Annotated in this window: 13 protein-coding genes; 5 read left to right on the forward strand and 8 right to left on the reverse strand. The window is 63.1% G+C overall.

Going from position 1 to position 20724, the window contains the following annotated elements; translation table 11 throughout:
- Window positions 1-325: 325 nt before the first annotated feature.
- The gene (locus FJU11_RS14555) at window positions 326-5488 is read right to left on the reverse strand and encodes an NACHT domain-containing protein (protein WP_141167797.1); all 5163 of its coding nucleotides are present in this window, start codon (window positions 5486-5488) and stop codon (window positions 326-328) included.
- 634 nt (window positions 5489-6122) lie between these two features.
- Here FJU11_RS14555 and FJU11_RS14560 point away from each other — a divergent pair.
- Window positions 6123-6665 (forward strand): recombinase family protein, encoded by a 543-nt coding sequence (locus tag FJU11_RS14560; RefSeq protein WP_141167798.1) that lies wholly within the window; start codon window positions 6123-6125, stop codon window positions 6663-6665.
- Between the two features lie 245 nt (window positions 6666-6910).
- On the opposite strand, the gene FJU11_RS14565 is transcribed toward FJU11_RS14560, so the two are convergent.
- The gene (locus FJU11_RS14565) at window positions 6911-8155 is read right to left on the reverse strand and encodes a GGDEF domain-containing protein (protein ID WP_141167799.1); all 1245 of its coding nucleotides are present in this window, start codon (window positions 8153-8155) and stop codon (window positions 6911-6913) included.
- Window positions 8156-8606: 451 nt separating this feature from the next.
- Here FJU11_RS14565 and FJU11_RS14570 point away from each other — a divergent pair, with 451 nt between their 5' ends.
- From FJU11_RS14570 to FJU11_RS14580, 3 genes are all read left to right on the forward strand, one after another.
- A complete protein-coding gene (locus tag FJU11_RS14570; protein WP_141167800.1) occupies window positions 8607-10301 on the forward strand; it encodes a putative bifunctional diguanylate cyclase/phosphodiesterase in 1695 nt (564 codons plus the stop codon).
- Between the two features lie 377 nt (window positions 10302-10678).
- A complete protein-coding gene (locus FJU11_RS14575) occupies window positions 10679-12724 on the forward strand; it encodes a GAF domain-containing protein (RefSeq protein WP_141167801.1) in 2046 nt (681 codons plus the stop codon).
- Between the two features lie 8 nt (window positions 12725-12732).
- Window positions 12733-13116, forward strand: a complete 384-nt coding sequence (locus FJU11_RS14580) for a response regulator (protein ID WP_141167802.1) — start codon at window positions 12733-12735, stop codon at window positions 13114-13116.
- Window positions 13117-13405: 289 nt separating this feature from the next.
- Here the strand turns inward: FJU11_RS14580 and FJU11_RS14585 are convergent, their stop codons facing one another.
- The 3 genes from FJU11_RS14585 to FJU11_RS14595 form a co-directional block, all read right to left on the reverse strand.
- Complete coding sequence (locus FJU11_RS14585; protein ID WP_141167803.1) at window positions 13406-15334, reverse strand: putative bifunctional diguanylate cyclase/phosphodiesterase; 1929 nt, start codon at window positions 15332-15334, stop codon at window positions 13406-13408.
- A 223-nt stretch (window positions 15335-15557) separates the two neighbouring features.
- Window positions 15558-15989, reverse strand: coding sequence for a superinfection immunity protein (locus tag FJU11_RS14590; RefSeq protein WP_141167804.1), 432 nt, complete (start codon window positions 15987-15989; stop codon window positions 15558-15560).
- A gap of 82 nt (window positions 15990-16071) precedes the next feature.
- Complete coding sequence (locus FJU11_RS14595) at window positions 16072-16626, reverse strand: DUF805 domain-containing protein (RefSeq protein WP_141167815.1); 555 nt, start codon at window positions 16624-16626, stop codon at window positions 16072-16074.
- Window positions 16627-16778: 152 nt separating this feature from the next.
- Between FJU11_RS14595 and FJU11_RS14600 the strand changes: the two genes are divergently transcribed.
- Entirely contained in the window at window positions 16779-17060 is a 282-nt protein-coding gene (locus FJU11_RS14600) for a helix-turn-helix domain-containing protein (protein ID WP_141167816.1), read from the forward strand.
- Between the two features lie 68 nt (window positions 17061-17128).
- On the opposite strand, the gene FJU11_RS14605 is transcribed toward FJU11_RS14600, so the two are convergent.
- From FJU11_RS14605 to FJU11_RS14615, 3 genes are all read right to left on the reverse strand, one after another.
- Window positions 17129-17494, reverse strand: coding sequence for a DUF3768 domain-containing protein (locus tag FJU11_RS14605; RefSeq protein WP_141167805.1), 366 nt, complete (start codon window positions 17492-17494; stop codon window positions 17129-17131).
- Window positions 17491-18144, reverse strand: a complete 654-nt coding sequence (locus tag FJU11_RS14610) for a hypothetical protein (RefSeq protein WP_141167806.1) — start codon at window positions 18142-18144, stop codon at window positions 17491-17493. Before FJU11_RS14610 ends, FJU11_RS14605 begins: the two co-directional genes overlap by 4 nt.
- A 242-nt stretch (window positions 18145-18386) precedes the next feature.
- Window positions 18387-20054, reverse strand: a complete 1668-nt coding sequence (locus FJU11_RS14615) for a DUF927 domain-containing protein (protein WP_181408196.1) — start codon at window positions 20052-20054, stop codon at window positions 18387-18389.
- Window positions 20055-20724: the final 670 nt, after the last annotated feature.

Here is a 20724-nt window from a genome sequence, read left to right on the forward strand (position 1 = left end):
CGCGTGTCGACCGTAGTATTTCGGGCGCCACCAAAAAATAGGTCATCGATGGTGTGGCCACCCAGAAGCGCAAATTCACTACAGCCTAGTGCGGCCGTCGTCTCCGCGCGCCACCAGCGGAAATGCGAGATCGTTTATGCCCAAGAAAGTTGAAAACGACCAGGAAGCGGACGAGGCGCTGACGAAGATCCGCAAACGTCTCAGAAAGACGCTGGCAGTCGGTGTCAGCACGCGGTAGTCAACCCACAGGCTGCTTTGTGCCCAAGGCGATTTGGGAAGAGAGGGACAAGCTCGCTGAGGCGAGCCCGACGGTCTTGCCTTATCCCTACTGCGGGGAGCGCCCCGCCCCAAGCCTCAGTCCGGCGACGGGCGCGACGACCGGGGCTTCGGCCTCCGCTGTGATGCGCCGCTCCAGATCATGCGCCTCGGCGACACCAACCGCCACCAATTGGCCAAGCGCCCGATCGATCCGCGTTCGCGCCGGATGAGCTAGCGCGAGCAATCCCGGGTCCTCGACCACCACCGCCTCGAGCCATTGCACGACCTGACGGCCGACGCCCGCCGCGATCCAGAGGCCCGGCGATGTCGTGCGGCCGAACCAGGCCTCGGCTGCGTCGAGCAGGAAGTCGAGATGCCGCGCGCGCGGCGCAACCAGCAACAGGTTCATCGTGCAGCACGCCACGAACACGGTCTGCCCGTCAGGCAACATCGGGCGCAGCACCGGCAGAAATGGATCGACCCTGTCGAACAGGGCGCGCGGCAAATAGCTGTGCGTCCCGTTGATCATCCCATAGGTGTTGAACAGCATCTTCGCGATGACGCCGCCGCTCTCCATGTCGATCCGCGCTTCGGCAGGGTCGCGGGCATGCTGCCACCGGTTGAGGGTCATCACACGGCCGACCAGCTTTTCGCGCAGCGCCACCGGTCGCGCCGCCGCACGGCCGCTGTCGTTGAAATAGAGCGCGTCGGCGGCATGCTGGACCGTTTGCGCGACTTCGCCGAACGGCGCGTCCGGCAGGTCGGTCACGAACGGCAAGTCGGCCGCGAACGCCGCATCGTCCCCGTCGAGCAGCCGCTCGGCGTAGAAGGCGTAATAGTGCATATTCCAGTTGTTCGGGTCGCGGCTGACCTCGGCATCTGCCGCATAGCCCAGCCCGTTCATTCGCCCCGTCCACTCGGCATAGGCCGAGACGATCTCCTGCCGCCAGCCGATCGCGCCGGCAGGCACCGACTGGATCATCGCGAGCCATTGGGCGGCCGCCCGATGATCGGCATGAAGGATCGCCGGCGACGCGTCGATCGCCGTCTCAAGCACGTCGTCGGCGTCGAACTCCTCCGGCGTGACCGGTCCCGGCACTCGCATCCGGCTAGTCCGGCGCAGGTTCGGACGCTCGTCGGGCCAGGCTGGCCAGTCCGGCTCCGCACCGCCGTCAAGCCAGGCCAGCTCGGCCGCCACCGCCGCATCGATCCCGGCGGCACGTTCCGCTTCGAACGCCGCGTGGGGCGCCTCGTCTTCCGGCTCGTAGCTTTTCCAGCGCCACGTCATGCTGGCAAAAGCCGCGCGCATCATCGCCTTGAAGAGGCGTGGCTCGATCTCGAGGATGCGCTGGACCGCCGCCGCCACCGCGGGGGCCAGCGCCCGGTCCTGTCGTGTCGCCAGCGCGACCAGCGCATCGCGGTCGCCGGTCTGGCCCTGCCGCGCCCAGAGATGGATCAGCGCCAAGATCGCGATCGCCGGGCGGTTGTAGCGCAGCGTGTCGTGCGAGCCGCCGCCGCGATCGGATTGCTCCTCAAGCGCGATGGCGATCACTTGCCGGACCCAGGCTTCGTTCGCCGCGAGCAGCGCGTCGTCGCCGTCGCGCGCGACCAGCAGCGCCGTCGTGATCAGCCGCGTCGAGCGTGACTGGAGCACGTCGGTATCGCTGCCATCGGGCACGCCGGCCTCTGCATAGGCAACCGCGTCGCGCGCGGTGTCGGCAGTCGCGTAGTCGCCGCCCTCGGCGGCCATCGAAATGCGCGCTTCCATGCCGCTTGCCTGGACTGACACGTCGCGCTTGGCTTCGAGCGCCGCGAAATGCGCGGCCTCGTCCGGCGGCGAGCGATATTCGAGATTGCCGCCGTCCCGCTCGAACCAGTTCGCCCGGGTGAGGAGGTTGAGCGCGTTCCGTCCGGCCAGCTCCGGGTCGCTCAACGTCGCGTGCGCGCCATAAGGCTCAAGCGTCTCGACCGCGGCCGCGAGCGCTGTCCGCAACCCGTTGCCGACCGGCTCATCGGCGAGGAAATTCGGCAGGGTGTCGACCAGCGAATAGCCGCGCGACGGGCGTGCTCGAAGATCGGCCATGCGCACCGGACCCTTCGGCTCTTTGTTCAGCCCAAGCGTGTCGAGCCCCGACCCCATCTGATCATGGATCTGCCGGGTGCGATCGTCGGCGAGCAGTTGCGGGCTGGCGAGGAACGGCGCGAGCGGCACGCGCGCGATCGTGCCGTGCGACAGGAGAACATCGATCGCGATCAGCAGATAGGCGGCGGCGCTCCCCTCGGGTCCGAGAATGTCGGCCAACACCGCCTCGACCGGATCGCCGTCATCGAGCCGCTTCTGGCTCCACGCCTCCAGCGCCAAAAGCCCGGAGGCGGCCGCATATTCATTGCCGCGGCCCCGCGACCAGCCATAGCTCCAGGCCCAGGGGAAGAAGCGCGGCCCCTCGCCAAAGTCGACTGCGATACCATCGTCGCCGGGCTCGCGCCCGTCGGTGCGAAACGCGATCGCCTCCTCGACCAGTGCCCGGATCAGCGCCAGTCCTTCAGCCGGCGCGGCATTCAGCAGGTCGAGAAACGGCGGTTGCGCGGGCGACGGCGGCAGATAGTCGCTGTCGGCAAAGCTGAAGGCGCGCTCCATCGCCCGGTCCCGCGCGCGCCGATTGTCCTTCTTCTCGATCAGGCTCGCCTTGACCATCGCCGCGAGCTCGGCCGGCGCGACCGGCGCGATCACGCTAGAGAATTGGCGCAGATCCTTCATCTTGTGATGGTCGCCGTCGCTCGTGATCGCGGTGAGATAGGCCTTGAGCGCGTCCGGCGCGAACGACCCGAGCAGCATCGTCATTAGCCGGAGCTTGTCGATCGTCTGCCGCCGTGCGTCGCTCGCCCAGCGTGCGCGACCGTCCATTCCCGGGATCGTGACCGGGGTGTCGCGCAGATCGAGCTGGCAGAGCCAGCCGAACAGCAGCCGGGCGGTGCGCTCGGCGAGCGAGGGGAGCATCTTGAGGAAGAAGGTCTGGACCACGACCAGCTCGACCACCGCGCCGATTGCCGACATGGGGATCTCGGCGGCGTGGCCGAGCACCCAGCGCAGCACCAGGACCGACGATCCCGTCACATCGGTCCGGTACGACCGTGGCAGATCGACCTTCGATCCGTCAGGCAGGGTGATGACGTCTGCCGCCACCTGCGTCTCGACCGCGACGATCGTGGTGGACAGTTCGGCGAGGAGCGAGACGCTCACCTTATCGAGCACGTCTATGGCGACTTCGGATCGGACGAGGGCAATGATCGCCTGGCGGCGCCACGACCCGTGCGCGCTCGGCGGCGAGAGATGCGCGAGCAGGTCGAGCCAGGCGCTCGCATCCTTGCCCGTCTCGAGCAGGAGCCGCGCGGCGATCTCGACGCCACGGGCGACGCGCGGCGATACGGGCCCGCTCAGGTCGAAACCGGCCAAGCGGGACGGGTCTTCGACGAGATAGGTCCCGATCGCCCAGTCGCGCAGCACGTCATGGTAGAAATCGAGCCGGTCGCGCCTGGCCTCGCGGACCGACTGCGCAGCCAGCAGATGGTCGCGGGCCGGCGAATCCTCGGCGAGATCGATCCCGGCCTCGCCCTTGAGCGCGGCGGTCGCCAGCGCCTCGAGGATGCGCTGCGCTGCCCGCACCTCGGCCGCAGGCGCGCCATCGGCACTGGTCCACCACAGCTGCGCGAGCTCGGCTTCGGTCCGCACCGACGCGGCGCTCGGCTCGCGGAGTAATCGCGACAGGCGGTAGAGATTGCGCGCAAGCTGGGCCGCGGGATGGCTGGCATCGAGCAGCATGCCGAGTTCGGGCGCCTGGTCGACCAGGATCGCGACTTCCTCGTCCGACAGCGCCCCGACCTCGACCGCATGCAGCCCGCCAAGCGCGGTCGCGATTCCAGCGTCGAGCCAGGGAATGGCGTCGCTGGCGTCGCCCCCCCGTGCGGTCGCGATCACCGTGAAGCCGGGAATAGCGGAAGCTGCCCGCAGCAACTCGCTGATCGTGCGCTGGCGCCCCGCATCGTCGATCATGTCGATGCCGTCGATGAAGAGATACGCCCCGCCGCTCGTCGCCAGATCGGTCAGGAAGGCGTCCGCCGATCCTGGAATGCCGAGCGCGTTCGCCAGGTACAGCCAGCCGCTCGGCGGTGTCGCCTCACGGTCGAGGACGATGATCGGGGCGCGCGCGGCGACGCGCTCGGCATAGTGGCGCAGCACCCAGGACTTGCCAACACCGGTATCGCCGCGCACGACGATGAAGCGCTGCGTCTCCGCCGCCTCGTCGAGCGCCGCGACCGCCATCAGCCGCGGCAGCGTCACGCCCGCGACGCTCGTCCCGATCGGCGCGAGGGTGTTATGCGCGAGTTCGGCGAGCCGCGCGCGTGCCGGGGCATAATCGCGTTCACCGGCGAGCTTGAAATCGGCCTCGGCGAGATTGGCCTTGAGCGCGGCAGCGTCGATTTCGCCACCCCGCGTGCCTGTCTGGATCGAGAGATCGACCAGCCGGCTCCACAGCGCCTCGGCGCGTGCGACTTGCTCGTCGGCCAGCGCCATCCGCGCAAGCGCCAGACCATAGGTCCGCGCGATCGGCGCACTTGCCTCGAAATCGAATTCGAGGATCAGCATCCGGCGGAGCAGCCGCCAGATCGCCTCATCCTCATCGGCGACACCGCCTGCGACCAGATGCGCGCGCGTCGTCGCGACGAACGCGCGCATGTCGTCGTTCGCCACGCCCTTGGCGCCCAGCCGGGTGAAGAACTCGTACGCTGTTTCCACGCTGCGTGCCCAGCCCAGCACATCCTGATAGGCGCCCGAAATCTTGCGGCTGGTCCGCTGCGTGGCGATCCCGAACAGATGGCGCTCCGCCGGCACGTCGCTGATCGTGCTGCTGGCGATCTGATGGGCGACGTCCTTGTAGACCGCGTCCTTTGGCGAAAACTGGATGTCGCGTTTCGACTGGATTTCGAGCAGCGCATCCCCTCTGGCGCCGACGCCCTTGATGATGAGGTCATCGAGCTTGAAACCTTGCTCGACGCCCTGGAAGCGCACGCTGGTGACGCGCGCATCGGGCAGCCCCGGCGCCCTATTGCCGGTCAGGAGCGCCAGCAGATAGAGCGCGCCGAGCTCGCCCTCGATATAGGCGCCGGCCGCACCGCGCGATGCCGGGCTCGAGCCACGCTCGGTGTCGGTTCTGGTCCTCGCTTCTGCCATTCCGCCAATGTGCGAACAATCGCCCGCGCATTCAAGCGAAACAGGCGGTCGCGGGGACGTGATTGAACCGACGCGACCGATCGTGAACTCTTCTACCTGCTGTCTCAATTCACGTCGGCACCCAAAAGGGGCGCTACCCGACTATGCAATAACGAACGCCAAGCGCGCCGCAGAAGCAGGAAGCGACGTGGAACTGCACGTCTGGGAGCGGATGCCGCAAGGCAAGCTCTCGGAGGTTGGACATTCGGAGCGGCCGACACCGCGCTTCATTTGCCGGTGAGATTTCTCAATCGATACGGCGAAGCGGCTGAAGCGCAGGTCGATCCAACGATCGGCATATCGCAGCTATCAAAGGCCGCTTCGACCAAGCACCGTCACCTTCGATGGCTATTGCACCGAAGGCGGCGTTCGAAAAAACCGTCGTTTCGGTGCGTTCGAACGGATGGCGGCTTTTGGGATCGGCCGGGGCGGCCCGGAAAGACCGGCATGGCCGCAAACCTGCCGTATGGCCTTACGTCACTTCAGGGCATACCCTCGCGTGACACCTTCGAGGTTACAACACCCCATGTAACATCCGGGTTGACGCTGACTATTTGTGACACGCTACGATCGAGCTTAAACCCTGAGGTGACACATGGCTCGCATCGGTTACGCCCGCGTCAGCACGCTCGATCAAGATCTCGACCATCAGGCCGAACGGCTCAAAGCCGAAGGCTGCAGCGTCGTTCGTTCGGAAAAGGTCTCCGGTGGAAGCCGCGAAGGTCGGAGCGAACTCGAAAATATCATCGCCTTTCTACGTCCCGGCGACGAACTCGTGGTCACCCGACTCGACCGGCTAGGACGCGACACGCGAGATGTCTTGAACCTTGTGCACGAATGCGAGCAGCGGGAAGCTTTCGTGACCGTTCTCGACCCGCACGTGTCCACGCGTGGCGAGATGGGCCATGTGGTTCTTACCGTTCTCGGCATGGTCGCGGAGATGGAACGTCGCTTCATTCGCGAACGGCAGCGCGAAGGGATCGAACGTGCGAAGGATCGGGGAGTCTATCAAGGCGGCCGACGACGCATCGATCACGACCGGGTCCGACGGCTTCATAGCGAGGGAATGTCCGCCAGTCAGATCGCGGAAACGCTTCAATGCTCGCGCATGCAGGTTTACCGGATCGTTAAAGAGTAAGTTGCAGCAGGCAGTTCGCGAACGATTTCGCACTGGAAGAGACTTGTTTCCGACCTATCCGTCGCTGCCAGACCAAGGTGAAAGGCTACACGCTCCCCTCGGAATTGCCGGCCGCAGCGAGCGATTCGATGTCATGAGTGTTGATGTCTCGACCACGAGAGCAGATGTGGAGCGGCAACTGGCCGCTCTGTGTCAACCGTTCACTAAGACGTTCATAAAACGGGAGCCGCCCGCATGCTCCGATGTCAAATTGCGTCTTTGTTCCAGCTTATTTTAAACGGTTCCGGCTCAATTTTACAGGCTCGAACCACAACACGATCCCGCCCGCCACTCTTGGCCTCATAGAGAGCCGAATCGGCCGCTTCCGTTAGGATTTGCGGGGTCATGGATGGCAGGAGCGTTCGATCGGCATAAGCGATGCCGATCGATACCGTTACGGTACGCGCCGTCGAGCTCGAAGGGTGAACGAGATTCATCTTGTTCACGGCAGCACGCAAACGCGCTCCTGCCATTTCGAGAGCGAGCGGTTCGGCTTCCGGCATAACAATTGCGAACTCCTCACCCCCGTAACGCGCGACGAGGTCGCTTCCGGCAACGGCACCTGCCAATGCCTCGGCGACTTCGCATAACGCCTCGTCGCCAGCGACATGCCCTTGCGAGTCGTTAAAGAGCTTAAAGTGATCGATGTCGACCATTGCAACCGCGACCACAGCTGTTCGCGGATTTGCCTGAGCGTCGGCAATGGCAGAAGTCATCACGGCGTCGAGGCCGCGCCGATTGGAAAGGCCTGTTAACGGATCAAGCGCCGAAAGGCGTTCGAGAAGCGCGTTCTGCGAGGCGAGCGCGCGAAGGTGTTGTCGGTCACGCTGCTTGCTTAGGAACTGGAGGCGCCGGTCGCGATCCATGCGGATATTACCGTAAAGACCGGCGGCGGCGATTGAGACCGAGATACCCGTCATCATGAATAAAAGCGTTGCAGAAGCGGCGTGCGACATCGACAGGATCGCGGCCTGTATGACGATGAGCGCGACTGCCATAGTTGCCGCTAGCGCTGGCGGGTATTCAAGGATGAGGACGACGAACATGACGGTGACGTTGTTCGCCGTCAGGTACATCGGCGCGAGCGGCGCGTAGGAACTCACGACCAAGATGCAAGCGAGCGTTCCGTAGAGAAGCGCCGTTCCACCCCCGATCGCGTAATGCACCCAGATCGGTCGAGTGTCTCGATAGAGATAGATTCCTAGAGCGAGGGCGACCGGCAGGACGACGCCGAATCGAACATCGGCGGCCATGCCTAGAATGTCGGGCAGAATGGAAATGTCGAGGCCGAACAGGCCCACCATGATCGCCGTGCCGACGATGACCGCCGGCAAGGTGATGCGCTCCTGACGCTTCAAAACGTAGTCCGCATATTCCTCGCGCAGAGCTTCTGGAATTGGAACCCGGCCCACGAGCTGTCCGAAACTAGAACGTAGAACATTGAGGTTCATCCGGGTCGGCAATCCAATCGATCGTCAGGCTCAAGCATTAGCGGCGGCGGGTTAACGCATCTCAAGGTGGGAAATGCTCCTGCGCCGGCCTCCCGAGCTAATTCGGCACACGGGCGTATCGACGGTGAAGCGTTTTTTGATTTGGCCAATACGGCTGCCCCATAACTCGCTACCGATTACCATTTTGAACTCGAGGTCGTCGCCCTCCGTTCCACGCGCTCACCGCTAAGCGCGCCCGGAACGCTTCCTCGTTGCCAACACGGTAAACGCCCCGTTAAAACCGATCGCTTTCCGCATACCTGAGAGCTTCCACGCCTTCTTAACCACTGATCGGCATACTTATCTTCATATTCTGGGAGGGGTCGTGCAGTCGTCGGCTATTAATCATGAGAATACTCGTCTCGAGGCAATCGCGCTGTATGAGCGTGCCGGCGCGCTCGAGGGGCCTCATTTGGATGACATCATCGAACTTGCACGTTCGGTGTTCCACATCGAGAACATCTCATTATCCATCCTCTACGCCGAGCAGCAGATCTGCCACGTTGAAAGCGGAACGCTGAACGGCGACTTGCCGCGTCCGGAAACATTCTGCCAAACGACGATCCAATCCGATGCGGTCGTCATCGCCGAAGACGCGAGGACTGACGCGCGGTTCAAGGATTTGCCACGAGTATCAGGCGACGCGGGAATTCGTTTCTACGCTGGCGCACCCCTCATTACTCCGGAGGGGCATCGCCTCGGGGCGCTCTGCCTTCTCGATACCGAACCACGCGTGCTCAACGACCGCCAGCTCGCCGACCTGAAGCGCCTTGCCGGTCTCGCAATGGAACACATGAACCTCGTACGCGCCCGGGAAGAGGCCCGCTACGACGCCTTGACGGGCCTTCTGACGCGGCGATCGCTGATCGAGCGGATGGATGCTGCGATCGCGGCCGAGCGCCGTTCGGCGGCGCTTCTTATCGACCTCGATGGCTTCAAGGACGTCAACGACAGCCTCGGCCACGCCTATGGCGACCTCGTGCTGCAAACGGTTGTCGAGCGTCTCGGCCGGTTCAAGGCCGAAGGACGGACCGTCGCGCGCCTCGGCGGCGATGAATTCGTCCTCTTTCTCGACGGCGCGGTAGACCTGTTCGAGGCGGCCGGTCTCGCGGACCGCATCTTGCGCGCGCTCGCCGAGCCGATCGTCATCAACGGCCATCTCGTGCATGTCGGCGGCAGCATCGGGCTCGTCGTGCGTACCAACGAGGCGAATGCACTCGATCTGCTCGGCAACGCCGATCTGGCCATGTACCAGGCCAAGCTCGGCGGTCGAGGCTGCTATCGTATGTTCGAACAGACGATGCGCCACAACGCCCTCGAACGGGGCAACGCCATCCTCGAGCTTCAGGAGGCCTGGGAGGAAGGCGCACTCGAACTCTACTATCAGCCGCTCGTGCGGCTGGCCGACGGCGCCTGGGCAGGCGCAGAGGCACTCCTGCGCTGGAACTACCCCTATCGCGGCGTCCTGCCGCCCGCTGTCTTTCTGCCGGTTCTGGAAAGGAGCCACCTCGCCGTGCCGGTCGGCTCGTGGATCATCCGCGAGGCTTGCCGCCAGGCCGCGGCATGGCGCAAAACCTACGATCCCGACTTCCATGTGGCGGTGAACCTCTTTGAGGTACAGTTCAGGACCGGCGACCTTATCAAGGTCGTCACCGGCGCGCTTGCCGAGCACGGCCTGCCGACGAGCGCGCTGAAGCTCGAGATCACGGAAAACATCCTGCTGACCAGCGACCCGGGCATCGTCGAGCAGCTTCATGCGCTGAAGGCGCTCGGCGTCGGTATCGCGTTCGACGATTTCGGTACCGGCTTCGCCTCGCTCTCGGCGCTGAAGGACTATCCCGTCACCTCGCTCAAGATCGACAAGTCGTTCATCGCCAACGTGACCGAGAGCGAGATGGACCTTTCGATTGTGGATGCGCTCCTGCACATCGCCGAGACCTTTAAGCTTTCGGTCGTCGCCGAAGGCATCGAGGAGGAGGCGCAGCGCGACCTCATCCGAGGACGGCTTTGCGAGTATGCGCAAGGTTATCTCTACAATCGCCCGACCACGGCCCTGTCTTTCGAGGAAGCCTGGACGAGCCAACTTCAGACCCGTGCTAGGGGCTAGATGCCGATCAGAAGTTAAACGGCGGGGGCAATGATGCCAGCTATTCTGGCTAGGTCCGCGCAAACTTTATCTAACAGTTTTCAGACCTGCTAGAATAGCGCTCTATGTTTCTCGGCGGTTTTCATGAGGTCTTGCCACTTCATGTCGTTGCAGAGGACGGTTCCGTTCGCAACAGATGCAGTCCCCTCGTTCATACATTCCGATGCTATCAGGGCATGTCGACAATGGGGTTGGAAGCGGTCTGACAGGTTTCAGATGGCCAGTTTTCCAGAGCTACTGCAACGTTACGCGAAGCCATTCGCAATTGTTGCGATGCGCCATTTCTTTTTTTATAAAGTTAAATTTCAAGGCATTTCCGCCTTCTTCGAAAGTGCGACATGTCGCGCAGCAACGCCGTTCTGACCCCAGAGAGCCAGACGATTACTTCCTTAGATTGCGATACTGACACTCGCCTGAAGGCCATCACGCAGCTCGGCATTGTCGAAGCATCGGCCGAACAGGCATTTGACGATCTTACGCAACTCGCTGCGCAGATCTGCGACGCTCCCGTGGCACTCGTCAGCGTTGTCGAGAAGGATCGACAATGGTTCAAGGCGAAAGTCGGGTTTACACCCAGCGAAACGCCGATCGACCAGTCGGTCTGTGCTCATGCGCTCGGCAGCCGCGAGATGCTGGTCATTCCGGATCTGATGTCCGATCCACGGACTATGTCGAACCCCATCGTAACCGGCGAGCCGCATATCCGTTTCTACGCCGGCGCGCCACTGGTCACCGAAGACGGGATCGCTATCGGCTCGCTCTGTGTCATCGATTACAAGCCGAGGCCGGCAGGGCTCACGCAGAAGCAGGTGTCGGCGCTATCGAAACTGGCCGATCAGGTGATGGCGCAATTTGCGCTACGGCGTGCGCTGGCGGATCGCGAAGATCTGGTTGCCGGGTTGAGCCGCGCTCACGGGCGGGCAGCAGAAGAACGTCGGCGCCTAACGTCGATGTTCCAGGCAGCGCCAAGCTTCATGGCGTTGCTGCGCGGTCCGGAACATGTGTTCGATATGACCAATGCCGCCTACCAACGGATGGTTGGCGGGCGTGATGTTCTTGGCAGGTCGGTGCGCGAAGCGCTACCTGATGCTGCAGAACAGGGGTTCGCCGACCTTCTCGACAAGGTCTACCGGACCGGTGAAGTCTACCAGGTGGAGGCAGCGCTTTTTGCTTCGCAGGCTAGCCCGGAAGGGCCGGTTGATGAACGCTATCTCGACTTCGTCTATCAGCCACTGGAGGAGAACGGCGAGGTTACCGGTATCTTCGTCGAAGGCTACGATGTTACCGATCGGGTCTGGCAGATCCGGCGCCAGGAAGCGTTGAGCGAACTCGGCGAACGACTGCGTGACAGTAACGAGGTCGCCGGCATCGCGACGATAGCCGCTGAAATCCTTGCAGGCCTCCTCGGCGCGACGAGAGCCGGTTTCGGTTCGGTCGACCTCCAGAACGAAACGGTCTTCATGCACCCCAACTGGTGCGCGCCGGGTGCCGAACCCGTCGAAGGGACTTACCGCTTTCGCGACTACGGCTCGTTCATCGACGATCTCGTTGCGGGACGACCCGTATTGATCGAAGACATCGCCGTCGATGAGCGCACCAGAGACAGCGAAAACGCTTTGGCAGAGCTCGGCATCCGAGTGCTGTGCAATCTTCCCATTCTGGAAGATGGTAAACTCGTCATGGTCGTCTTCGTCCATCATGATACTGCGCGTCAGCTTTCGAACGACGACCTTGCCTTCATCCGTCAGGTGGGCGACCGCGCCCAGGCAGCGATCGCGCGCATTCAGGCAGAGAAGCTGCAGAAGGTGCTAAACCAGGAACTCAGCCATCGCCTGAAAAACACGCTCGCCATGGTTCAGGCAATCGCCGGACAGACCTTGCGGTCGGTGACGGAGAAGGATGCGGTCGAAGCGTTCAACAGCCGGATCCATGCGCTGAGCACGGCCCATCAGATTCTGCTTCAAGAAAACTGGTCGGCAGCGCCCATCCGGAACGTTGTCTCCGGCGTCGTCAAGACCTTGAACCAGTCGGATCGCTTCGCGCTTGATGGCCCGGATGTCGTGCTCGGGGCGCGGGCAGCCCTTTCGATGACGCTCGTCCTGCATGAATTGGCCACGAATGCCATCAAGTATGGGGCCCTGTCCGTCGAAGCGGGAAGCGTCTCGATTGAATGGTGCATCGATCATGCAGAGGAGGATACGTTCGCCCTTACCTGGACGGAGCAAGGCGGCCCTGCAGCGACGGAGCCGGACGGGCGTGGTGGCTTCGGGTCTCGATTGATCAAGATGGGATTGCTTGGAACCGGAAGTACCTCCATCAATTATGGAACAGAAGGCCTGCAGGCCGAGATGAGAGCCCCGCTTTCGCAGATGCAGCAGATCTGATTAGCCCCATGCCGACGCCCAACGACCAAACGCAGAAGCGCAGCGTCATCCTCATCGTCGAGGACGAGCCGATCCTGCGCATGCAGGCGGTCGACATGATCGAGGATGCTGGCTTCGAGGCGATCGAGGCACACGACGCGGCCAAGGCAGTCGAGATCCTTGAGAACCGACTGGACATCCGCGTCGTCTTCACGGACGTCGACATGCCTGGAACGATGGATGGCCTTAAGCTGGCTGCGCTCATCCGCGATCGCTGGCCGCCAATCAAACTTATCGTCACGTCGGGCATCATGGACAGTAAGGACATCGTCATTCCGGCGGAAGTCCATTTCTATCCGAAGCCCTATCGCGAGCGCGAGATTATCGAACAGATCCAATGTCTGGCCTGCTAGTTTCCAGGCCAAGCGTATCGATATCTCCGGCGCAGCTTCAAACGCTATGTCGATAGATCGATCGTGGAATAGAGGTCGCCGCAGCGGTCGCCTGCTTAAGTGCGATTGATTTCGTCTTGCTAATCTCGGCATCATGGCGCGGAAGAGATGACAGCTTTCAGGAAGCAAGCTGTGTGTTACGAACGACCGCAATGGGGTCGATAGAGGCCGTTCCTTGCGGCTTGATCGAAGTTCGAAAGACGTAGCAGACTTCGCGTGGGCATTTGTCCTCGTTCGCGACCAACAGGTTTTATAAGCCGACGCTTCCGTTCGCCTGCGTCAGGTCCGCAACGAGATCGGCGGCTGGAACCGGCTTCGAAAAGTAATAGCCCTGATAGGCGTCACATCCAACGCTCTGCAGCAGTGCGAATTGTTCCGCCGTTTCCACACCTTCGGCAATGCACGTCAGCTCGAGGGACTGACAAAGGCTGACGGCGGCGCAGACCAGGTTTCGGCTGGAAGGATCATCGATATTTGCCATGAAGCTTCGATCAAGCTTGACGAGGTCGATGGGAAGCTTGTGCACGTAGCTCAGGTTAGATTGTCCCGTTCCGAAGTCATCGAGTGCGATACACACGCCAAGACGGTGCAGGAGGTCCATCGCCGTCCGTGCGGTCTCGAGATCCTGCATCACCGCCGTTTCGGTCAGTTCGAGAATGAGGCGATCGGGACGTACGCCAGATTGGCGAATGAGGGCGACGATCGAAAGGATGGTTTCGTGATTGGTGAGGTCATATGCCGAGAGGTTGAAGGAAAGCGAGATGTCTTCGGGCAGGTCGGCGAGATGATGCAGCGCCTTACGGAAGAGTATTTTGGTCAATCGATTGATCAAGCCGGACCGTTCGGCAATCGCGATGAAGACGTCGGGTCCGACCGAACCGAGCTCCGGGTTCGTCCAGCGCGCCAGCGCTTCGACGGATTTCAGGCTTCCATCTTTCACCCAGACGATGGGCTGCAGATGGACGGTCATTTCCGCTTCGAGATCCGCCGTGCGCAGGGCAGCCTCGGTCGCGCGATCCTGCCGGATCTCGCTTTCATGTTCGGCGGAGTAATACACTGCGGAGCCCGGCGCTTCGGCCTTGGCCCGGTAAAGCGCGTAGTCGGCCGCTTCATAGAGGACGTTGGCATCGTTCGAGACGTCGCGTGTCGTGGCGAGGCCGCATGAGGCACCAAGGAAGACGGAACTGTCCTCGACGATGAAGGGCTGCGCGAACTCCTGGCATACGCGAACCGCCAACGCCCACGTTTCGCCGGGGCTTCCGTACGTCAGAAAAGCAAACTCATCTCCGCCTAAACGCGCTATCATTACGTCTGGCCCGAGGACTTCCCGAAAGCGTTGGCCGCATGCCTCCAACAGCTGATCCCCGACAATATGTCCCAGTGTGTCGTTGGCTACCTTGAAACGGTCGAGATCGATGACGCCGACCACGACTTCACCCTGCCGTTCCTCGTCGCGACGGAGTTCCTCATCGAGTTTGGCGAAGAACTGGCGGCGATTGGGAAGGCCGGTCAATGCATCGGTATGGGCCAGTCCCGTCATTTCGTGGTTGAGACGGGTCAGTTCGCTTTGCGTACGCACCAGCGCTTCAAAACTGGAAGCGCTGTTGAGCATGACCCGGACCATGGCGAGCGTGACGAAGAGAATGTTCAGGCTGATCGCGACATAGACCGGATTGCCGGAGAATGCGTAGTGGAGCACATAGGGAACGGTCACGATGACGATGTTGCACAAGGCGGACTGCGGCAGACGGGTCAGACAGAAAGAACAACCCATGACCGTCAGGGCGATGAAGATCGCGATATGCGCGTGTTGAAGCGTGTGCCCGTATGCATCGAGACCAAAAGCCCATGCCAGGTAGATCATAGAGAGTAGCGCGCCGAGACCCATCGTAATGCGCAAATGGCGTTGCACCGCCACGACGGACATCGTGCCGAGAGGACGGGTGAACCAAGCCACCAGACGCAGGACTGTTGCGGCCCCAAGGATCGACGGCACCCAGACCGTCATCCAGAACGGAGCCAATCCGTAATGGGTATAGGCGATGCCGATCGCATTGAGGCTTAGGAATGCGTAAAGAAGCGGGATCTGCGGCTTCAGCTCGTCGTGCTGCGCGACGAGAAGTTCATCTGGAACCGATGCGAGCGTGAACCAGTCTATCATGCGACGAATACGAGACATGCTTCACTCCCCGATGCGTCGTGAACGTCGCAAATATTCGTAAAGCCTCAGTTATAAGCTCCCATAGAATGCCGAAGTATGCCGCAACCCATGGTGCGGGGCATACGGCGAGGACTGTGGCCCCTGACGAGATTTGGTCGAACGGCAGCTAACAGGAGACCATATTTGTTCCGAGAACAGCGATAATGGGGGTCGTTTTCGGCCTTTTCAGGCCCCAAGACCCTTATCCCCCGACCTCGGCCAACACGCCCGCCTTCAACCGCGCATATTCGGCCTCGTCGAGATGCCCCTCGGCGCGCAGCTGCCCGAGACGTTCGATCTGGCCTGCGGCCCACGCGACATCGCGCGAGGCGGAAGGTGCTTCCAATGCCGCGACCGGCCGGGCGACCCGTACGGCTTTTTCGTCGTTGCCGAAGAGGTTGAGCCCGGACTCCCCACCATGCGGCGCGGTGCCGCCCTCGCTGCGATGGAAGCCGTGCAGCGACCAGACGAGGGCGACGAGCCAGCCGATCAGGGTCGCCCCGAAGACGATGGTGACGATGAAGATCACCCACCGGCTCGGATGCTTGCGGGCGAAGGCGATGAAGATTGGCAAGGTCGCGATCAGCCAGAGCACCAACGCCAGGACCATGAAGGCTTCGGCATCCCCGTTCATGCTTCAGCGTCCGAGAGGCGACGAGGCGTACGGTTCGCCGCCACCCCGTCCGTTCGCTTTGCCGGGTGAAGGGGCGCGCGCATCACGCGCTGCCCTGCCCGAGCACCTGCCCCTTCATGCGCTGGAACTCGGCATCGTCGATGGCACCGCTGTCGCGTAGGGAGGCGAGCCGCTCGAGCTCGTGCACGGGCGAGCTCCCGTTGCCGGCGGTCGATGCTGCGCCCGGCGCCTCGGACGCCACCCCTGCCCCGCTGTGGCCGTTTGTAACGGCATCGCCACCATAACCGGGCTGCGGCCCGAAGCGGTTCGCCCCCGGCGTCGACGGCGCGCAGGCAAAGGCGATGAGGACGATCTGGCCGATGAACGGGATCGGTGAGATCAGCATCCACCAGCCCCGGCGATCGCTGTCGTGCAAGCGCCGTACCGCCATCGCAAAGGACGGGATGACGTGCAGCGCCGAGACGAGGCCGGTCACCGGCATGTTCCCGTTCGGGTCCGGAAAGCCCAGGGCGGAGTCGATCACCGCGCCGACGATGAGCGCGATGAGCACGCCGAGCGTGTACAGCCAGAACTGCGAGCGCGAAGCCCGGCCGGTGAAGTCGAAGGTATGGCGAAGGCCGTGAAGGTAGGCGGTCATGAGCACCCTCTCTTTGCTCGAAGGATCGATATGGTTGGCGACCCGTTCGTCCCCTCGGTCGCCATGAGCGTGCGGGCTGCTGCCGACGCTAAACAATAGGGGACTAATGGTCCGTCGATTGTCAAGCCGTGTTCGGGCTTCTTGCGATCGTCATGGATGCCCGCACCCTCATCGGCTGGAACCTGCGATCGCTGCGCGTTGAACGCGGCCTGTCCCAGGAACGCCTGGCGCTCGAAGCCAAGATCGACCGCGCCTATGTCGGGCGCGTCGAGCGCGGCAGCGAGAACGTCACCGTCGCCACGCTGGAAGCCTTTGCCGGGGTGCTCGCAGTGCCGGTCGCGAGGCTGTTCCGTGAGCCCGAACCGGGGGCCGAGCCGCCGAAGGCGCTGAAGGCAGGTCGCAGGGCGAAGGCCGGAGGTCGCGAGACCGACTAGCCGGCGGCGATACCGCACGTCGCCCGCTACGGTGTCCGATGAGCGGGTTTGGGTTCGATGCACCATGGTCAGTACTCGTCCGCCCGCATGACGGTCATCACCCGCGCCGTGACGCTCGGATCGGCTGGGTCCGGCGAAGCGAACACCCGGTCGCGGTCGTAGCAGTCGATCTTCCAGAAGTAGGTCGCCCCGCCCTGTTCGATCGAGCCGAAGTCGTGCTCGCCATGCGGGTCGTTCTCCTCGGTGAAGGCGTCGAAGCGCTGCACGGCAACGAGCAGGTCCTTCATCTCGGGGATCGGCAGCGACCGCACGGCCGGCGTCATCAGGATGTCGCCGCCTTCGAAGGTCTGGCGCAGGCCGTCGTTCAGCTTGCGCACCGTTGCTCGCCGAGGATCGCGATCGCCCGGTGCGGCATCTTTGCCGTTACCGGTCATTCCTCGGCCTCGGTGCTCGGCTGGCCGGCGAACTTCGGATGCACGAGGGCGATCTGCTCGCGTCGTCGCAGGAAGAGGTCCCATTCGGGCCACTCCGCCCAGGCGAGCACGAAGACGCCGTCGCCCTTGTCCTCGCGCACGACCGCCGGCCACCAGCCATCGTCGGGATCCAGCGAAGCGAGCACCCCATGGCCGGGCTTCAACTTCGACCAGTCGTCGGGCCGCGGCGGGGCGGACTGGCCGCTGCCGGCGCCTGCGCCGCTGCCGCCAGTTCGATTGCCTCCCGCACTACCGACAGCCGATGCGCCGGCCGAAGCGGCCGCTTTCTTCTTCGCCACCGGCTCGCTGCCGGCCGGTAGGTGCTTGGCGAGCGCGTCGTAGGTCGTCCCCTTCACGAAGGGCACGAAGGCGCGGCCGCTGGCGAAGAGCTTGCCCTGCGGCAAGCCGCCGGCGATGTCCCGGACCTCTTCGTTGGCAATCGGCATCGCCGCCATGCCCATGGTCTTCGCCGCCTGCCGGGCGAGTGCGGCCTCGCCGGTGGCAAACCACGAGGCGTGCGCCTTTCCCTTCTCGTCGCGCCCGAGCAGGATCAGCGCCGGGTCGGGCTTGGCGGCAACGCCGCCGGCGGCGGTTTCGGTCGATACGGTCATGATCGTCTTTCCTCATAAAAAAGAGGGGCCCGAAACGGACCCCTCGTCATTGTCGTCGATGTCTCGTGACGCCCCGGCCTGCATGGCCATGGCGGCGGTTCGGCACGGTGTCGTCGCGGTGCGTTCATGGTGCCTCTCCGGTTGGGCCAAGCATGCGTCGGCGCGTCACGATGAAAGCACGTTACAGGATTTTATTCCTATTTGTCAAGGCAGTAGTCGGAACCAGTGCTTGCGAGACCCATTCATCGACGCTGTTGAAACCGCCGCGTGAGAACCCTTCGGGCATCCTTTTCATCGAGCCGAATAGCGAAGACGCGACCGAAGCCGAGCCGTTTCATCGCGCTCGGCGCATGGATCTGGAGCCGGTGCGCTTCGGAGTCGTTGACAAGAAGCCGTCCGGCGTCGCGCATGCGGCGCAGGAAGGCGAACGCCCCGGGGAACGTTCGATTGAAATGGTCCGGTTCGACGTAGGCCTTGGCCTCGTCTGGATCGATCATGATGGGACACCCCTCCGGAAAGCGCTCCGATGGCAGATAAGCCACGTGCAGCGATCCGACCCTCTGCCGCTTTCGCTGTTCCGCCACGTACCGCCAGAACCGTCGATACTCGTCCTCGGGCCGCACGGAGGTCGAACGGCCGTACGCCACGATCTCCTGATGAACGACATCAACGATCTGCGCCGGACTGCCCCAGACCTGCAGCAATACGCCGGCTTCCTGCGCGAGCGTCGCCGTCACCTCCACGGCAGCGAGCATGTCGCGGTGCCGGGAGTCGCCGTCGGCGGCCGTCCTTCGCAGACGGTCTCGCGTTCGGCCCATCTCGAGACGAATGCGTTCCTGCAGGGCGTCGCCTTCCGCGGAGAGCCGTTCGACGAGATAGTCGACGAATGCCGGCAGCGCCGTCGCGTAGGCGTTGCCGACCGCTCCCCGCAAGCCGCGCACGGCCGCTTCGAGATCGGTGTAGCCCGTTGGCAGACGGTCGAGCACTGGAAGGCCCACCGCCTCTTCCGAGCGAACGACCCGGATCGACGGCATTCGCGATGTAGCCGCATCGATGACGTTCGAAGATGCACCGCGAAGAACGTCGCGCAGCGGCGTGTTGGTGGTGCTTAGGACCGGCATGCTGATCGGCGGTGCCGAGCCTTCGTCCGTATAACGGACTTTACTTGTGCTCGTCGCGCCTTGAAAGACGATGGATTGCGCGAAGTCGCGTCGGGCCGCGCCGTGTTGTCCGGACCCTTCCGCTTCGTCGAGCACGAGGAAATGGTCGCGATGGAGCCGCCGTAGAAGTTCGTAGCCGTTCTGCGTCATGTTCCAGCTTTCCGCTCCACCGATCCCGTGGGCCCGGCCGGCTCCGGTCGATGCCGCAAGGATGCCGAGCGTGGACTTACCGCTGCGCGGCTCGCCCACCAGTTCCACCTGCGGCGGAAAGATCGAATCCTCGAAGAAGCGGTACACCGGACCGGCAAGGGCGAGCGCACAGACGAAGAAGGGCAGCGGCTGGTTGGCGATGAAGGGGTCGATCGCGACCTGCCAGTCTTCGAGCGTTCCAGCGGGCGAGAACTTTTCGATCGGATCGAAGGTGACGATTTCGATGCCCTCGCCGATGATCCGCCCGTCGCCGACGACAAAGGCGTCGCCGGTCCATCCGGGTTGATAGGCGACCAGGACGTCGCGTTCCGGCAGGGTATTCTGAAGGAGGTCGAGGAATTCGTTGTAGGTCCGCGTGGTGTAGAGGTGTGCGCCGGTGCGCCGATCAATGAGATCGATCGTCTCTCTCTTCGACTTCTGCGGATCGCTGCCGGAGATCCAACAGGTCCCGCTCGGACCTTCGAGGTGAAAGAATGGGGCGCCGTCCTGCGCCGTGACGGCGTCGATGACGCGCAGCTGACTGGAATTCGGGGTGTTCATCGTACTTCTCCACCGGGTGGGAAAAGCGGGAATGCGGGATCGCTCAGGGCGTTTTCCCACTTTTCCCAGGGATTTGAGGGGGTACGGCGACGCGGGCGTGCGACGCCGCAGTGTTGTCGATTTCCAAGGGGGCGAAGGGGCCAATTCTCGACTGGCACCCCCACCAGCACCATTACGGGGCCGCTCATCCGCAACCGCCATCGTCGTCATCGGTCGACCCCGACGACTGGCCACCACGCGGGCGGCGCAGGATGAATCGGCCACCACGGTGCTGACGGCGAAGGTTGACGAGGATCATTCGTGAACCGACGCAATAGGACGCAATGAAGATCGCAAGATCAGTCGAGGATCGCGCGGAGAGCGATTGCGGCCGAACGTTCGATGTCGACTTGGAAGCATTTTGCTTCCGGTAGACGTAACGGGAACGCCGATAGAACGCGCCTTTATAGGCGTAGGTCATCGAACGCCGGAAAGCTTTCCGGGAAATGCGTCCGACGCGGAGCGGACGTTCGGGTGGCTGACCGTTCGAAGGCCACGACAAGGGACACCGCCTCAGGATCTCCCTTCGAAGATGATCACGGCTAGATGTGAGCTTTCATTAGGTTGTCCATCCGGTCCGGACCGGGGATGCTGAGGTTGTGAGACTTCAGAGTCCAGGGAGGGACCGGAT

The organism is Pararhizobium mangrovi, assembly GCF_006516965.1.
GTDB lineage: Bacteria > Pseudomonadota > Alphaproteobacteria > Rhizobiales > Rhizobiaceae > Pararhizobium_B > Pararhizobium_B mangrovi.

Bases quoted from the DNA above. Each gene is read 5' to 3' on its own strand.
- FJU11_RS14555 (WP_141167797.1), bottom strand. From the start codon at position 5,488: ATGGCAGAAGCGAGGACCAGAACCGACACCGAGCGTGGCTCGAGCCCG.
- FJU11_RS14560 (WP_141167798.1), top strand. From the start codon at position 6,123: ATGGCTCGCATCGGTTACGCCCGCGTCAGCACGCTCGATCAAGATCTC.
- FJU11_RS14565 (WP_141167799.1), bottom strand. From the start codon at position 8,155: ATGAACCTCAATGTTCTACGTTCTAGTTTCGGACAGCTCGTGGGCCGG.
- FJU11_RS14575 (WP_141167801.1), top strand. From the start codon at position 10,679: ATGTCGCGCAGCAACGCCGTTCTGACCCCAGAGAGCCAGACGATTACT.
- FJU11_RS14580 (WP_141167802.1), top strand. From the start codon at position 12,733: ATGCCGACGCCCAACGACCAAACGCAGAAGCGCAGCGTCATCCTCATC.
- FJU11_RS14585 (WP_141167803.1), bottom strand. From the start codon at position 15,334: ATGTCTCGTATTCGTCGCATGATAGACTGGTTCACGCTCGCATCGGTT.
- FJU11_RS14590 (WP_141167804.1), bottom strand. From the start codon at position 15,989: ATGAACGGGGATGCCGAAGCCTTCATGGTCCTGGCGTTGGTGCTCTGG.
- FJU11_RS14595 (WP_141167815.1), bottom strand. From the start codon at position 16,626: ATGACCGCCTACCTTCACGGCCTTCGCCATACCTTCGACTTCACCGGC.
- FJU11_RS14600 (WP_141167816.1), top strand. From the start codon at position 16,779: ATGGATGCCCGCACCCTCATCGGCTGGAACCTGCGATCGCTGCGCGTT.
- FJU11_RS14605 (WP_141167805.1), bottom strand. From the start codon at position 17,494: ATGACCGGTAACGGCAAAGATGCCGCACCGGGCGATCGCGATCCTCGG.
- FJU11_RS14610 (WP_141167806.1), bottom strand. From the start codon at position 18,144: ATGACCGTATCGACCGAAACCGCCGCCGGCGGCGTTGCCGCCAAGCCC.
- FJU11_RS14615 (WP_181408196.1), bottom strand. From the start codon at position 20,054: ATGAACACCCCGAATTCCAGTCAGCTGCGCGTCATCGACGCCGTCACG.